The sequence below is a fragment of the Pseudoalteromonas sp. APC 3694 genome (genome assembly GCF_030407565.1).
Taxonomy (GTDB): Bacteria; Pseudomonadota; Gammaproteobacteria; order Enterobacterales; family Alteromonadaceae; genus Pseudoalteromonas; species Pseudoalteromonas tetraodonis.
In genome coordinates this window covers 26,922-43,233 of the sequence record NZ_JASDDE010000020.1, presented here as the reverse complement: position 1 = coordinate 43,233, position 16,312 = coordinate 26,922, and the positions used below count along the sequence as shown (strand labels likewise).

Sequence of the window (16,312 nt, the reverse complement as noted above, 5' to 3'; positions counted from 1 at the left end):
TTTTATAAACCTTAGCAGATAAAGCCTTTGCTGCTCTTTTAAACCAAACACTCTAAAAATAAGAAGCGAACAGCCATGCAAAATCATAAAAACCAACCATTAGCCGATTTTGTAGAACACCCTCAAGAGGAAATGCTGACGCGTGCGAATGAGTTTTTACAAACGAGTCAATGCCTCATAGTATTCGCAGCTTTAGTAACCGCTCAGTGCCAAAAGAGATTATTGAAACCTGTATAAAAGCGGCAGGTACAGCGCCTAGTGGCGCAAACCACCAGCCTTGGCATTTTGTAGCAATTAATAGTAGTGATGTTGAAAAGAAAATTCGTGAAGCAGCCGAGAAATTAGAACGCTCTTTTTATGAAGGCAGAGCGGGTGAAGAATGGTTAGATGCACTAAAACCCTTAGGCACCGATGCTAACAAACCCTATTTAGAGCACGCGCCATGGTTGATTGCGGTGTTTAGTCAAAAAAAGGGCGGCGTTGAGTGGCGACGATAAAAACACGAATTACTATGTGCATGAATCGGTAGGCCTTGCCACTGGCTTCTTAATTCAAGCCTTGCACCGCGCAGGCATTGCAACACTTACCCACACACCAGAACCGATGAGTTTTCTAACCGATATTTGTGGACGTGATAAAAACAACGAACGCCCTTATATGTTACTTATTACTGGTTACCCAGATGAGCATGCAACAGTGCCGCTGCATGCCCTAGATAAAAAGTCGATTGATGAAATTGCGAGTTTTATTTAGTCGTTTTGACTTGGCATATAGTCAACAGCAAGTACGTCACCCTCTTTTAGGCCTGCTATTACGTGTTGCTGGTTATTTATAATACTGCCTAAACGCACGAAACGTTTAACCAGCGTTTCGTTTTCAAGTACATACACCATATTGAGCTGGCCAAATTCATGCACCCAACGTGGATCAATTAATACACCTTGGGTACTTTTTATTGGTAACTGTAGTTGAGCATAAAGGCCTGGCATTAAACCAAGTTGCGCATCGGCTTCTAAACGAATAAGCAAGCTGCGCGCCGCGTTATCTGCCACTGGTACAATTTCGCTCACCGTTGCGGGTGTTGTTATATCTAGAGAAGGTAATGCCACATTTAAACTGTCCCCGACTCTTAATTTTACTGCTTGTTGTTCACGTACATTAAATTCAAGCTGTAACTGTAATGGGTTATACAAAGTAATCAGCGGTTTACCGGGTGTTGCAGTATCGCCAGGTTCAGTTAGGCGCTCAACGACCACGCCCGAAATAGGGGCAGTAATACGCGTATAATTAAGCGATACCTGAGCTTGCGTTTGCTGTTGCTTAGCAACCGCTAAATTAGCGGTTAAGTTTTCAAACTTTGCTTTGGCGTCATCTAATTCACTAACAGATACTAATCCTTGCGCATTTAAATCAATCATTCTGGCTAGTTGCTTTTTAGCTTGCGTTAACGACGCTTGCACCGCATTAATATTTGCACTGCTTTGCGCTAATGCTGCTTTAAAATCATCTTGCTTGAGCATAATAAGTAAATCGCCCTTAGCGACTTTATCGCCAGCACGTACTTTTAACTGCTCAACCTGCGCCATAACATGCGATGAAATTTGCGTATTTTGTTTTGCTATTACACTACCTGGTACCTGCTCAGTGCCTGCAATACTTTGCAGCGTTACCGTTACTCGCTCACCTTGATAGTTCGTTATTTGTGATTCTTTTAAGCCTGCAGTTTGCTTGTCAGAAAAGCTGCCCGCCATATAAAGCACAGCCATAATAATGACAAATAACGCGGCCAATGTGCCTATAAATTTTGATTTACCCTGCATGCGCTTTATCCTCTGTGCTTGCAAACACTAAATAATAAACAAGCGGTACTACAAATAATGAAAATAATGTAGACGCCACAATGCCAAAAATAATCGCAATCGCGAGCCCGCTAAATACCGGATCGAGTGTGATCACTAAGTTACCTAATAAAGTGGTACCTGCGGTTAGGAGCACAGGGCGCATTCGCACCGTACCCGCTGCAACAAGCGCCTCTTTAATTGCCATGCCTTGGCCGCGAGCTTGATTAATAAACTCAACCAAAATAAGTGAGTTACGCACCACGATACCTGCAAGGGCAATCATGCCTATCATCGCTGTGGCAGTAAATAATACCGGCTCTGGGGCACCTGCTATGGAGCGCTCACCAAACTGATTTAACAGCCAAAAACCTGGCATTATGCCTATCACTGTTAACGGAATAGCCGACATGATAATCAGCGATAAACTCGCCGACTGTGTTTGTACCCGTAAAATTATAAATATAGCACTGAGCGCAAACGCAAAGGCAATGCCCATATCTCTAAATACATCAATAGTTATGCGCCATTCCCCCTCGCCGCTAAAGCTGACATGGGTTCCTTGTGGTAATTGCCATGGAGCAGTTCCGCCATTATTAAAAAAGTGACGACCTACCCACGATGTTTTAACAAACTCATCGTTTGATACATTTAAATCAGCATTCACATCAGCAATCACTTCCGCTGGTGTGCGCCCATTAAGCTCAGCCATAACATAAATCACGTCGCGCTGATCTTTACGAACAATCGTTTTAGCAACATGATGTTGTGTAAATTCACCGAGTTCTGAAAGCGATACTAACGGCCTTGGCGCACTGCTTAAACCAAACTCGTTACTGGTTTTAGCTAAATCTCTATCGCCCCTTACCTGAAGTGCAATTAATTGCGAAAGCTGATTTCGCTCGCTGTACGGTAGCTGTAATTTAATATCAACGGGCTCTGTTTCATTGCTCACATAAAGTACACCCACGCTTTCACCTTGAGAGGCAATACTGAGTGTTTGTGCAATATTTTGAGTTGAAACCGCACTGAGTGCGGCCTTGGTTTTATTGGTAACAAAACGTTGTAATGGCGAGGGTGCCACCATTGAGGTATCGACTTCAACTACATGAGGCTCTTGTTGTAAACGCGCAGCTAACTGCTGGGCAGCGTGAGAATGTGTTTGCTCATCAACAAAAGCATCTCGGTAAACCTCAGCAACTAAGGTACTCAGTACCGGCGGCCCTGGAGGTACTTCAACCACTTTTATTACAATGCCATCGGTTGCTAGCATCGCGAGCTGTTCGCGAAGGCGCATAACCACTCCATGAGATTGATGATCGCGCTCAGACTTATCCACTAACAATACCCTCAGCTCGGCGAGACTCGCTGCATCACGGCGATAATAGCCGCGCACCATACCGTTAAAGTCCATACTTGAAGGTTGACCAACATAGGCCGCTATTTCACTTACTTCGTTTAATTGCCATGTGAGTGTTTGGATTTGTTTAGTAAATGCAGCTGTGCGCTCCAGATTAGTCCCCTCTGGCATATCTATCAGCACTTGCAGCTCATTTTTATTATCAAAAGGGAGTAGCTTTAAAGGCACCAAACGCATCACGGGTAACATGGCACTAATGATAAATAATGCTAGGGTTAGCCACAAAACAAGTTTTGCTCGCCCCTTAGAAACCAATAATGGGCTTAATATTCTTTGATATGCACCAACTTTAGGAGCAAGCTCGGAGGGTTGTTCGTTATCAGGCTTGAGTAACTTCATCGCAAGCCAAGGGGTTACAAAAAATGCAACAATGGTAGAAACCATCACGCTAACCGGCACATTAAATGCCATAGGTGCCATGTACGGCCCCATCATTCCGGTGATAAACGCCAGTGGAATAAACGCCACCATAATAGTGAGCGTAGACATAAGTAAGGCACTTCGAATTTCGCTCATTGCGCCAACAATCTGCTGTTTTTTATCGCCTTTTTTATTCAAAAAGCGGCTAATATTATCAATACCTGTGATTGGGTCATCTACCAGTAAACCCAAAGATAAAATAAGCGCAAATAAGGTCACCCGGTTAATGGTGTAACCAAATGCAAAATCTAATGAGAGTGTAATGCCATAACAAATAGGAACCGCCAGCCCAACCACAACCGCCGGACGCCAACCTAAAAACACCCCCACAAATATCACCACAGTAAAGACCGCAAAGACTAAACTTGAAGTGAGGTTATTTACTTTTTCATCGGCAGTTTGGCCATAATCTCTTAATACCGCATAGCTCACCTCAGTGGGTAATAGCGTGCGTGTTAGCTGCGTCATCATTTGATGAACATCGTTGGCGACGGCAACAGCGTTCGTGCCGGTTTGTTTTGCAACGCTTAGTGTTACCATTGGTAAATGCTGCTGGTTTGCCGATTGAGCAAGCCATTGGTAATGCTTAGCTTCACTTGGGCCATCAATAACGTTTGCAACATCAAGCAAGTAAACACTTTTGCCATTAACAACATTCACTACCAGCTGCTCTACAGCAGATTGACTTCGTAGAACATCACCTGCTTGCAATTCAATTTGCTGCTGACCATCAACCACACTGCCTACTTGCGTTAGTTGATTAGACACGCTTAATGCATAAAAAACGTCATTTACGGTTGTTTGGTGGGCAGCCAATGCGCTGGCATTTAAATTAATGGTAAGAGTGCGTGTACGCCCCGAAATTACTTTAACTTCACTGGTATGCTCAATGCGTTGTAAATTATTAGCAATTTCGTTAGCAAAGCGGGTTAACTCGTAATCACCATAAAGTTGTGGGTCTTTACTGTATAGCCCCAGCATAACAATAGGTACATCATCCACTTCAACGGGCCGTATTTGCCAACTTTTGATCACCGATGCCATTGTATGCTGATAACTATTTAATTTTGCATAGGTATCTAAAATAGCTTGTTCGCGGTTGTGCCCTACTTCAAAACGCAGCGTAACCACTGTACTGTTAGTTTGTGTGGTTGAGTAAATATGCTCAACCCCCACCAGCTGAGCCAGTAACTTCTCGAGCGGTTGTGTTACTAACCTAGCGACTTCAGGCGCCTCAACGTTAGGTGCTGATACATAAATATCGAGCATGGGCACAGTAATTTGCGGCTCTTCTTCTCGAGGTGTTTGATTTAGTGCAAATACCCCAAGTAACAAAGACATCACAAAAATAATAATCGGAATGCGACCACTTAAACTACTTTTTACCGCATTGTCTATTAAGCTCATCGCACTTAGCCCTTACAGAATAACCCATACAAGGTACCAAGCAGAACGACTGCATTTTCATCAATGACACGATAATAAATTGTTTGGCTCTCGCGGCGCGTAGCCACAATGTTTGCTTTACGCAACGCTGCTAAGTGCTGAGATAACGCAGACTGCGCTAATGGCACGGCTTCATTGAGCTGAGATACGCTCATTTCTGAATCTTGCAAAGAACATAAAATCATCAAGCGATTTTTATTGGCTAAAATTTTTAATAGCTGCTCGGCTTGTTCTACATTGCCGGCCATGGCAGTAAAGTCAATATTCATACTATGCTCTTATTCTAAAATAGAGTCTGAGTATAAGACGTTAGATTAGAAAAGTCTAATATTAGATTTTACTAATATAGATAAACCTAATATAGTGACTGTACTGAACTAAATAACTGGCCTACTATAATGAAGCTAAATAACGCACTCAGACTAATCGCTGGCATAATGATTATTGTGTCGCTTTTATTGCAAACTTATCACGATCCTAAGTGGATTTACTTTACAGCTTTTATCGCAGTAAATTTAATTCAATCAGCTTTTACTAGCTGGTGCCCAATGATCACTCTATTACGCAAACTTGGCTTTAAGGAATAAACACCATGCTTACCCCTATTCCCGATTTACTAAAAATAATTACTCCTAATCAGCGCCGTATTGATGCCGAACAAGCAAAGAAAGAGCTTGAGCAAAATAAAGGATTGTTGATTGATGTACGAGAACCCGCTGAACATGCCACCAAAGCAGCTATAGGCGCTATAAACATTCCTCGCGGGCTACTTGAAATGAAGCTCATGGAAATAGAAAAAGACGCAGCACGCCCTATTTACTTACATTGCGCTAGTGGTGCGCGCGCAACATTAAGCGCTGAAGCGCTGACCCGCGTAGGTTATGAAAACGTCACAGTTATTACCTGTAAAGCAGAAGCTGTTTGTCAGGCATTTTAAAGGCCAAAAATTAAATCACTCGGCGATCAACCGATCGCCGAGCTTAAATAACATAATCCAAATTTAAAGGAACACTATGTTCAATTAAAATCAAAGATTGAAATTAATAAACTTCAACGCTAATGTATGAAAAAGGAACACCCGTCTAAGGAAGACTTTATGAAAAAAGCTGCCGCTTTATTACTATTTTTACTCGGTATTGCTCACTCTGTAAATGCTGATGACAGCATTACCTTAATGGTATGTGAAGATTGTAATTATGACAGAGCCTCTGAACTAGCAAAAAGCAATGTACCATTAGCTCAATGCCACACTACACCCTCTGATCAAAAAGCTGCTATTGCTGATCAAACATGTGATTCAAATCTGCATAAAGTTATTATGATGGATGTCTCTGGTAACAACCACTTTGCATTTTTTGTGGGAAATCATAGTAGAAATGAGTCAGATAAATATATAGAAGCTACGATATTAAATAAAAATGATCTTATTGCTATATCTAAAAAAAAAAGCAATTGATGAGCATTTCTCAACATTTAAACACACACTTCAAACTGAACTAAGCCTAATGCCACTTTATCAAATAAGTCAGTCTTCTCATCTAGATAGACAAAACAACTGCCCCTCCCATGTAAATAATGCAGTAAAGGCTGTATTTGAAGAATATACATCATCTCGAATTCAAAACTGGGTAAATCATAAAGTTGAAAATAATATTAAAAATCCTGATAGCTTTTTTACATCAAAACCGATCATAGTTGGTGAGACCTTGTATCAGAGTCCGTGGAGTGAGGTGAGTAAGAATTTAAATTTAGAAGTTAATCTTAACAATGGAAGCGACGGGCAATACCGTGTTATTTTTTTAGCGAAGTGGATAAAAGAGTTAGGTGCGTTCAGTTTATCGGTAAACCCTTATTTAACTTATTTAGACGGTATTGCATTAAATCACTATAAAATATCAGCGCCATCAGTCTCCCAATGCTTAAAAAATGCTTTAGATAGAAATCTGTCATCATCAATGTCCTCGTATATTTCGAGCACTAATAATGGAGATACTTAGGGTTAGCATGTTGTAGGCGTCATCGGATGGCGCCTACAAATAAACAAGCCAAAAGCAATCCTTACTTAACCATATTCCCTTTAGCTCCCTATATGACCTAATCATTTTTTCTCTTCCAGAAGTGTAACTAGCATTTGCTCGATGTTTTTTACGCTGTAGGTGAGAGCTCGGAGTAATTCGACTTGGCTTTGTGGTTCATCAGCTTTAGCCTTGCTTGGCTTTGTTTCGGCTAGATTGTCTTTTTGCGTTAAGATGGCCTCGCGAAACTCACTGGCATCAACTACCCCTAGTAACGATACTAATGCGCCATGACCAGACTGACCTGCGGTTTCAAAGCTTAAACCAAATAAACGCATCAACGGGCCTTGGCTTAACCCGACGTCAGTTATTTTTTCAAGTGGGATGGACTTTTCTTCTTTAAAAAACACACCGCGTTTTACTACTAGCTTACGCTCTAATAAGTTAGCTGACATAGCCGCAAGCATACGCCCAGCCACGATCCAAATTATTAACGCTACAATTGGGATTAATGGGATCCCAACCAAACACACTAAACAAGTAATTACTCCTAGCGTGATCCAGTAAGATTTTACTTTAGGGTTAAAACTGGCGGTTTTCAGGGCTAACTCAGACATTCATTACCTCCTTGATATTTATTCTATTAACCTAGGGAATATTGTGGCTGAATGCAACTATAATAAAAAAGCCGAGTATAAAACTCGGCTTCGGCTATCTTAGTGAAAGCTTATTGCAAGTCGACAATAATAAAAGGCGCTTCGAGATCATTTGCATTAACCACAAAGCGATACTCTCCTTCGGTTTCAATTAACAAGCTCAAGTTATTATTAGAAGCCGCTAAAGGTGTTTCACTCCCTAATATTACTTCTGAGCTATCTCCACCAGCTCCTAAATTGACAGTGCTCCAATCACTGGTAGCAACTTTAAACTCATATGCATCACTTTGTGCACTTAGCTGTTTAGAAAAAGTATATAAACCATCACCTGTGTATGTGAATTGATCGTCTGTCCCCCACAAACTTTCTGCCTCATTTAAACTGCCACGTAAATACAACGACACATTTCCAAATGGCCCTATTTTTGTCACTGTCAGAGTTGGGTTTTCTTTATCTGAAGCATTAAACGAGAACAAATAGTTATCTGCGGTGTCTGCCGTAAAGCTAATATTAGCTCCATTAAAACTAAGTTGTTTTTCTACTCCCAATTGAACAACAGCCTCTTGCTCTGAATTAGCACCAAAATTCACGAGTTCCCAACTCTCTGAAGCAACTTTGAAACCAAAGCTCTCCCCAGCTGTCAGCGCCTTCATAATTTGATACTCGCCACTGCCAACATATTCAAATTGATCAGAGAGCCCCCACTCATTTAAATCACCACGAAGATACACCTCAGTGCTGCCATAAGGGACGATATCTGGCGCACCAACAGTTGCATCAGCACTCAAGCCAGCGCCTTGGCTCTCGCCTTGTGGTTTAACAAACACAGCCATAGTGTAAGCAGGCACAGTGAACGTGCCGTCGGTTTCGTTTTCACTAAAACTCACACCCGCCATGGTACTATCTACACTGTTTTTAAGAGTTGGGTGTAATTCAAACCCAGTAGCCGTGAGTACCGTGTGTGAAAGTGCTTGCTGCGTCGCATTAATAACAACAACAACAGCATCTACTGCGATATCTAAATCAACGAGACCTTCACCATCGTCAATACTCATTACTATCAAACCATGCTGCTGGTTTTCACCTACATTATGAAAGCCCACACGGTCAATTACATCTTGTTCGGTGGTTAATCTAAATAATGGGCTGCTACTGCGAATTGCTAAAAACTCTTGGAACACATCGCCTGCATAAGCAATATCTTGTGGCATTGCCTGTGCATCAGAGTTAGCAGAAATAGGCATGATCTCAGGCCATTTTTCTTGGTTCTTCTCTGCGTTAGGTAGACCAATGTTCCAGTTATTATTCTCTTTGGTTAAATCAACAGCATTAAACCAATCACCGGCATTATAACTATCACGATCCATTGACTTAGAACGCAGTAAATCAGCACCCAGTTGCATAAACGGAATGCCTTGGCTCATAAGTGGAATAGACAACGCCATGTTGTGCGCACGCACACGTTGCTCAATACTCATGCTTGATGCATGCTTATATTGCAACTGATCCCACAGTGTTTCGTTGTCATGCTTTGATACGTAGTTAATGCTATCTGCTGGGTCTAACGCATAAGCTGTTGGTTGCGTGTTCCAGCTAAAGCTATTACCTTTTGCCGAATTACCTTTAAAATCTTTAAGAATGTAATTTTGTAAGTTGCCCGCCAGCGATAAACGTAAGGTATCTTGCTCCGCTAGATTGCCATCTGTCGGGTTATTACTAAACATTGCACCACCACGCACGGCTTCACGAATACGGTCATTGAATGTGCCCACTTCGGAGCCTGCCATATCAGCTTGCTTAGCTTGAGTGAACAAACGGTTATTAGCCACTTCACCAAAATCCCAGCCTTCGCCATAAAAGTAGTTGTCAGGGTCAACAGCTTGCACCGCTTCACGCGCTGCTAAAATTGAGGATTTAGGTATGTGGCCCATTACATCAAAACGGAAACTGTCATAACCAAAGTCGCGAGCAAGTATGACCAGTGAATCGCTAACAAACTTGTCCATCATCACATGTTCAGTTGCTGTGTTTTCACAACAGGTTGAGCGCTCTATCGTGCCTGATACTTCATTGTATCTGTGGTAATAACCAGGCACGAGTTTATCAAACACTGACTTTTCCCAAATGCCTGATGAGGTTGTGTGGTTGTATACCACATCAAGAACCACACGAAGACCGACTTCTTGCAGTGATTGCACCATGGCGCGTGTTTCAAGTACACGAGCAATGCCCTCGCTGCTTGAAGCATACGAGCCTTCAGGAGCAATAAAGTGATGCGGGTCGTAACCCCAGTTAAAGCCGTCTAAATCACGCATCGCGCTGGCAAGTGCTTGAGCATCATCAGAACCCGGGAAGTAGCTTTGCATTAAATCAGCAATGATGCTGTTTTTATCTTCGATTTTACAAGCATCGGCGGTATCGTCTATTCGCTCACATAACTTACCTAGGGTGTCAGTGATTTCAACGCGCTTATCCGCATCTTCCTCAATGGTGCCAATGTCAGTGACTGGTAGTAAGTGAAAATGCGTTAAACCTTTGTCAGCTAGTTGCTTAAGGTGCTGCATAGGGATGCTTTCAAGCTCAGTAAATGCTAAGTATTTACCTCTGTTTGCTGCGCTTACTGACGTATCACGAACACTAAAATCACGCACATGACCTTCATAGATAGTGGCATCCTCAGGGTTAGTAATTGTTGGCACAATGCGCTCGTCCCAGCCCTCTGGTTTAGTGTCGTCATCATTTAAATTGATCAACTGCGAATACAGGCCATTACTAGATACATTCAGTGAGTAAGGGTCAGTGCTCCATAAACTTTCAATCGCTTGAGTAGTAGGGTGGTAAACATCAAACGCAAAGCGGTAATAATGACGGTCGTATTTACTATCTAAGCTCACCGACCAAATACCGGTATTGTTGTCTAACGTCATGGCGGTGCTATGCACTTGTGCTTTATCGGCGTCAAATACATTAAGCATCATATTGCTAGCGGTTGGTGCCCACACTGAAACATCAATTGCATTGTTATTATAATGCACGCCTAGCATGGCTTCGTTCGCGTCACTTTCACCTTGGGTGTACAGCGCATCCAACGCTTTGGCGGTTTGCACTAAACTGGCTTCAAGTAGCTTGCCATCAGCATCGTAGCCTGCAACGGCTAACTGCTGCTTAATGAGTTGCTTGGCGGTTTCGCCATCCCAATTACCTTGATAGGCAGTCCAATCTGTTAAGTGCGGTACTTTCGCTGCCTGTGCATCGGTTAAACTCGTTGTCGTTAATTCAACGGTTTTACCATTTAGCCCAGTGTCTAAATCAACCACCAAGTCAGCAGTTGCAGAAGAATGTAACTTAATGATTTGCGTAAGCTCATTACTTGGCTTATACAATACTGTATTTAAATCAATCCAATGTGCTGATGCGCCATCAATCGCAACCGGGCGTTCACCTAAGCTTGCAACTGGGAACTCAAATACAGATGGCTCACCGTCAAAGGTAAAGTTCATACGCACAAAACGCTCATCGTCTTGCATCAGTGGCATAGTTAAATCCACATCACCATGGGCTTTGCCGGTGCCTTCTGTGCCAATATGTATGATGAAATTAGCGCACTCGGTGTAACCGTCTTTGAGTGCCACAATCCAGTAAGCACCATAATTTGGATCAATACCGTCGTATTCGTGACCATCAGCCCAATCAGTAGCATCAAACGGCGGCGCATAAGCATCACAACCGTCGGTATTCCATGAATGTAAGCGGTAGCCTTCGTACCCTTCATTTTCAGGGCGCTTATAAAATAATACGGCTTCATTCTCCCCAGCGAACACAACCGGATCAGGTAAGTCCGGATTATAGCCATTGATACAGCTTTCATTGTTCGCATCAGGAAATAACGGTGCGTCGCAAGAGATAGGTTCGGGATCAACGCATTGAGTCCCTTCGGTGTTAGGAACTTGTGGTACATCACACGTTAAAAGAGTTTGCCCTGCTTTTACATCGCTACTACCTGAACCACCACAGCCAAACAGTAACGTTAAGCTCACTGCGAATAGCAAATGAGTCATTTTAGTTATTATATTCATTATGTATGCTCCAATTTGCATTAATGGCTATAGGTAAAACCTAAATAAACCTGACGTCCAAAGTACTGGGTAGTCCCAGTAATACTTTCATTTCCAAAGTAGCTTTGAGTGGGTTCATCGGTGAGGTTATTAACCTGTAGCAACATGCCAAATGAGTCTGTAAATTGGTAAGAGGTTTGAAAATCGACTACGGTCTCGGCGTCAAAATTTACCACTTGTTCATTAATAGCCACTTGCTCTGACACAAAGTCTGAGCGATAGCGCACGTTAAGGCGGGTTTCAAAATTATCTAAGCTATAAAATAAAGTGCCGTTTAACACATTTTTAGACAAACCAGGTAAGCCTTGTGTAACTGTTTCACCACCTAAGCTGGTGATAGATTCAACTTCGCTTTCGGTGTATGAATAGCTACCGTTAAACCCAAGACCATCAAACGGCGCGGGTAAAAACGAAAATACTTGCGTGTAGGCAAGTTCAATACCGCGAATATAACCGCCATTAGCGTTATTTACCGCCGTTGTGTAAGTGCCGTTAGTGGTGGCTACTTGCTCGCCACTGACTGGGTTTTCAATATACTCGGGGACGTTAAAACCATTGCCTTTGAAATCAAATCCCTCAATTGCAATCGTATCGATAAACGAATCTATATTTTTATAAAAACCGGCTACAACAAGCGCACCATCTGATTCATCAAAATAATGCTCGTAAGAGATATCGTATTGGTCAGCATAAAATGGTTTTAAGAACGGGTTGTTAGTACTTGAGCCATTTATTTTACCGGTGGTTTTATCTGCCTGCGCACTGGCGTCCCCCGCTAAACGGTTTATTGGCGGACGCGACATCACTTTAGCCGCCGCTAAACGCAATTGCGTGTTATCAGTTAACTGAAAGTTTAAGTTAAGCGATGGTAGGTAGTCGGTGTAAGTAGTGCCAAGCACATTAGGTAGATAGTTTTGATTTACAATGCCGATGCTATCGGTAATATTTTGTGCGCCCAGCGCTAAATCCCCGTTGACGTTCTCTAAAATCGTGGCCGATTGGTCGGTATCGACACGGCGAATACCAATATTACCCAGCACGGGCATAGTGCCAATTTCAGTATTAATATTGAGCATGGCGTAAGCTGAAAGCACTTCCTCGTATACCGAACCACTTTGTAACATAGTCCACGAGTAGTTAGTGGTGTAACCTTGTGGATCTACTACACCATCTGCGTTACCCCAGGTGGTCACCGGTGTAGGCGCACCTTCTGGGAACCACGCATTGAGCGCTTTATCTACATCAATCGCTAAATACGATGGAAAGTAGCTAAACTCGCCTTCCCAATCAACAACATTTACCATGTCATTGGTTAAACGCAGTGGCGGCTCAGTTGCTGAGAAATCACCGTCATTGCCGTATTCAAACACCGAACGATTGTTGCTGTATTCGCGATCTGAATAACGCGCACCAAATTCCACAGAGCTAAACCAGCTGTTATCCAACTCATATTTAAAATCAAGGCGATAAGCTTTTACTTCATCTTCATTTTGATAAGGGTAAATACCGTACTTACTGACCATTACCCGGTCGATATCGCTAAATGCAGCGGCTTGATTAAAGCCTACATCTGGTAAATTAAGCCCATTAAGTTGGTAGTTTATAGATACGTTTTTATCTAACACCGGCTCTTGCGCTGTAGCATCTTCGGCAACTAGCGCCCACAATAAGCCATTGCGGAAATTACTTTTTGCTTGTGACAGCGATACATCAACATTAACGTTTAAGCGCTCTGTCACTTGCCAATCGGCGTTAACACCGTAGCTGTCTACTTCATCAAAATCTTGATTATCATCATTCAGAATTTCAACGCGAGTATAGCTTTTTGAAGTACGATTAACAGAGGCGCCAACCACTGAATTGCCCTCTAGCTGAGCGTTTGTATAAGTGGCCGTTGGGCCGCCTAATTTTACTCGTAAACCACGGGCAAATGACTCAGTATCAAAGCGTGATAAAAACACGTCTCCTTTTAATTTAAAATTATCCACCGGCACCCACTCAATCGCCGCCATATAACCGTTACGGGTTTCTTCACCCCCTAAATGCTGGAGCTCAAAGCCTTCGCTGATATATTCGTTTCCTGGTTTTACTTCAGGGCCATTAGTATCATTTGCCAAGCCATCTATATCTTTATTATCGTTATAAGCGAGGCCAATAAACTGTGTTGCTACACTAGGTTGAAATAAGCGCGCATAGCCAAGCGCAACACCTAGCGTGTCATCTAGATATTTCCCTTGATAGGAAAAGCTAATGCGATCGCCAAACTCAGTGGCATCGTTCACCTCAGACGCTCGGTCGTTGTACATGCCTCTAGCGTTGACCACAAACTTATGCTGCTGTTCATTATCAAGCGGGCTGGCTGTTTGCAGCTCTACCGTACCCGCAACACCGCCTTCAATAAGCGAAGCTTTTGGTGATTTATACACGGCTGCTGAGCTGATCAATTCAGACGGGTACTGATCAAATTCAATACTGCGGCTACCACTGGTGGATACTTGCTCACGGCCATTTAGGGTTGAAAACACAAACCCACCCGACATACCACGAATGTTTATTTCGGCGGCTTGACCACCGGTTCTTACAGCTGAAATACCTGGTAATCGCGTTAGTGCATCTGCCATTGATACATCAGGTAACGCTCCTAAATCATCGGCAGATAGCTGCTCTGACACTGTATCTGTAAAACGTTTTTGGTTAAGTGATTGAATTAAGCTTCGGCTAAAGCCGGTTACTTCAATAACTTCTAAATCCTCATCTAACTGTGGATTGACTGTTGCTTGTGCCTCACTTTCAGCTGCGGCCAATGCACTGCTGGCTGCAAACATTGCGAGCATTAATGCACTCAGTTTAAATTTCCCCATGAGCTTCCTACCCTATTGATTTTATAATTGTGTGCTGTTTATTTTTAATTTGTGGATAAAATAAAACCAATAAAGTGTAACCAAAAAGTAAATCAAGTGTAATGAATACGTATGCACCAGCAAGGGCAATAGCTAGCAAGGAAAGGAACTTAGTCATGAAGTGCTGCGATCATGTGGATAACGTAAAATATATCGACCAACTAAAAGGAAAAGTCAGCCACACGTCGTTATTTCACAGGAGCATTAAAAATTACTAAAACAGTTTTTAAGGTAAGCGGTAAGGATTGCTAAAATTGAATAAACTACACCATAAGCACCACTCTTATTGCCAACCCTATAAAAACCACCGCTAATATTTTATCAAGCCAAGGGGATGATTTAGTAAAAGCAAAACGCTTTTTTGAAAGCTCTGTCAAGGCTGCAACAAGCAAATACCAGCCGGTATCAATCAACAACACGGTTAAACACATGATCATACCAACCTGAAAAGTTAAGTTTACAGGGTCAATAAACTGTGAGAACAAGGCTAAAAAGAATACAGCGAGTTTAGGGTTCAAAAATGCGATAGCAAAACCATCTTGTAGCGCTTGTTTGCTATTACCACTTTGCTGAGCAATCTGTAACTCATCAGCACTTGGTTTTGAAAATAGTATTTTCAAACCTAAATACGCTAAATAGGCTGCCCCTAAGTACACTAAAAATTGATACACAGTAGGAAACTGCAACATCAATGCGCCTAATCCCAATAATGAGGCCGCTGCATATAAGCCAACCCCAAAACCATGGCTTAACGCTGCCAACATGCCATTTTTCATCCCGCCATTTAAGCTATGCTTTAATACCACAGCTAAACTAGGCCCTGGCGACATTGCGCCCATCATACAAATGGCGACTAAACTAAACCACAGTGAGAAGGTCATCTAAATCTCAAATTCATTATTTTCGATCAGTAATACATAACCATAAACTTGGCCGAAAAAACCAGTAATAGTACTCACATTAACTAGTTTCCAACCATCTTGGTTTAACTGATAAATTTTTTCATTAAGGGCCTCAAGGTTAATTCCACCAAAAAAGCGCGCCTTTTTAAATTCTATTATTTTTTGCACTGCAATAACCTTTAAAGTTGATACTCAAAATCATAAAAGTGCACCCCATCTTCAATGCGAATCGCCATTTTTCCGCTAAGCCCTGTAAGTTCATTATTACCAGAATCTGGCACGACTTCTAAAATTAGACGATCTTGGCCTTTGTCCATAGTGCCAAAATGCTGCAGTACAAAACTGCCCTGTTTGCCTGCAAGTGTACCAACCACTTGTTCAATAGCCACATAACCGGCACTGCCTTGGGTGGGGGTCATGGCGCTGAGCATTTCACCTTGGCTAGTTGCGGTTAGGCCACCAGTAAATTGTTTATCAATCGACATACGACCTAAATTAACGCCTTGCTGCCCGTGTGCATACCCCTCTATAGGCGCTAATGTAACGGTAAACTCGCCTGTTACCTGTTTAGTTGTCATAACTTTTCCTTATTGATGATTT

Annotated in this window: 13 protein-coding genes and 1 pseudogene; 5 read left to right on the top strand and 9 right to left on the bottom strand. The window is 42.3% G+C overall.

What is annotated here, in order from left to right:
- Positions 1–75 precede the first annotated feature (75 nt).
- Positions 76–753, top strand: a pseudogene (locus tag QMA00_RS08990) (nitroreductase family protein).
- On the opposite strand, the gene QMA00_RS08985 reads toward QMA00_RS08990, so the two are convergent.
- Genes QMA00_RS08985 through QMA00_RS08975 form a run of 3 tightly spaced genes read right to left on the bottom strand, consistent with a single transcriptional unit; the run spans position 750 to position 5,393 of the window.
- Positions 750–1,820, bottom strand: a complete 1,071-nt coding sequence (locus tag QMA00_RS08985; RefSeq protein ID WP_290156867.1) for an efflux RND transporter periplasmic adaptor subunit — start codon at positions 1,818–1,820, stop codon at positions 750–752. The pseudogene QMA00_RS08990 and the gene QMA00_RS08985 overlap by 4 nt on opposite strands.
- Positions 1,810–5,085: an efflux RND transporter permease subunit gene (locus QMA00_RS08980; protein ID WP_076922735.1), complete on the bottom strand. Its 3,276-nt coding sequence runs from the start codon at positions 5,083–5,085 to the stop codon at positions 1,810–1,812. The genes QMA00_RS08985 and QMA00_RS08980 overlap by 11 nt, the downstream gene beginning before the upstream one ends.
- A 5-nt stretch (positions 5,086–5,090) precedes the next feature.
- Positions 5,091–5,393: a metalloregulator ArsR/SmtB family transcription factor gene (locus QMA00_RS08975; protein WP_010392476.1), complete on the bottom strand. Its 303-nt coding sequence runs from the start codon at positions 5,391–5,393 to the stop codon at positions 5,091–5,093.
- A gap of 129 nt (positions 5,394–5,522) precedes the next feature.
- On the opposite strand from QMA00_RS08975, the gene QMA00_RS08970 reads away from it, so the two are divergent.
- From QMA00_RS08970 to QMA00_RS08955, 4 genes are all read left to right on the top strand, one after another.
- Complete coding sequence (locus QMA00_RS08970; RefSeq protein ID WP_010392474.1) at positions 5,523–5,711, top strand: DUF2892 domain-containing protein; 189 nt, start codon at positions 5,523–5,525, stop codon at positions 5,709–5,711.
- A 5-nt stretch (positions 5,712–5,716) separates the two neighbouring features.
- Positions 5,717–6,061, top strand: a complete 345-nt coding sequence (locus tag QMA00_RS08965; protein WP_076922736.1) for a rhodanese-like domain-containing protein — start codon at positions 5,717–5,719, stop codon at positions 6,059–6,061.
- 159 nt (positions 6,062–6,220) lie between these two features.
- Entirely contained in the window at positions 6,221–6,580 is a 360-nt protein-coding gene (locus tag QMA00_RS08960; RefSeq protein ID WP_254843679.1) for a hypothetical protein, read from the top strand.
- Positions 6,543–7,121 (top strand): hypothetical protein, encoded by a 579-nt coding sequence (locus QMA00_RS08955; RefSeq protein WP_254843680.1) that lies wholly within the window; start codon positions 6,543–6,545, stop codon positions 7,119–7,121. The genes QMA00_RS08960 and QMA00_RS08955 overlap by 38 nt, the downstream gene beginning before the upstream one ends.
- 101 nt (positions 7,122–7,222) lie before the next feature.
- Here the strand turns inward: QMA00_RS08955 and QMA00_RS08950 are convergent, their stop codons facing one another.
- The 6 genes from QMA00_RS08950 to QMA00_RS08925 form a co-directional block, all read right to left on the bottom strand.
- Positions 7,223–7,756 (bottom strand): PH domain-containing protein, encoded by a 534-nt coding sequence (locus QMA00_RS08950; RefSeq protein ID WP_076922737.1) that lies wholly within the window; start codon positions 7,754–7,756, stop codon positions 7,223–7,225.
- Between the two features lie 110 nt (positions 7,757–7,866).
- Positions 7,867–11,871, bottom strand: coding sequence for a pullulanase-type alpha-1,6-glucosidase (gene pulA, locus QMA00_RS08945; RefSeq protein WP_076922754.1), 4,005 nt, complete (start codon positions 11,869–11,871; stop codon positions 7,867–7,869).
- 20 nt (positions 11,872–11,891) lie between these two features.
- A complete protein-coding gene (locus QMA00_RS08940) occupies positions 11,892–14,771 on the bottom strand; it encodes a TonB-dependent receptor (protein ID WP_076922738.1) in 2,880 nt (959 codons plus the stop codon).
- A 302-nt stretch (positions 14,772–15,073) separates the two neighbouring features.
- A complete protein-coding gene (locus QMA00_RS08935; protein ID WP_076922739.1) occupies positions 15,074–15,691 on the bottom strand; it encodes a LysE family translocator in 618 nt (205 codons plus the stop codon).
- Positions 15,692–15,880: a hypothetical protein gene (locus tag QMA00_RS08930; protein ID WP_076922740.1), complete on the bottom strand. Its 189-nt coding sequence runs from the start codon at positions 15,878–15,880 to the stop codon at positions 15,692–15,694. It lies immediately after the preceding gene.
- Between the two features lie 11 nt (positions 15,881–15,891).
- Positions 15,892–16,290 carry a DUF3224 domain-containing protein gene (locus QMA00_RS08925; RefSeq protein ID WP_076922741.1) on the bottom strand — a complete coding sequence of 133 codons (399 nt, stop codon included), beginning with the start codon at positions 16,288–16,290 and terminating at the stop codon, positions 15,892–15,894.
- Positions 16,291–16,312: the final 22 nt, after the last annotated feature.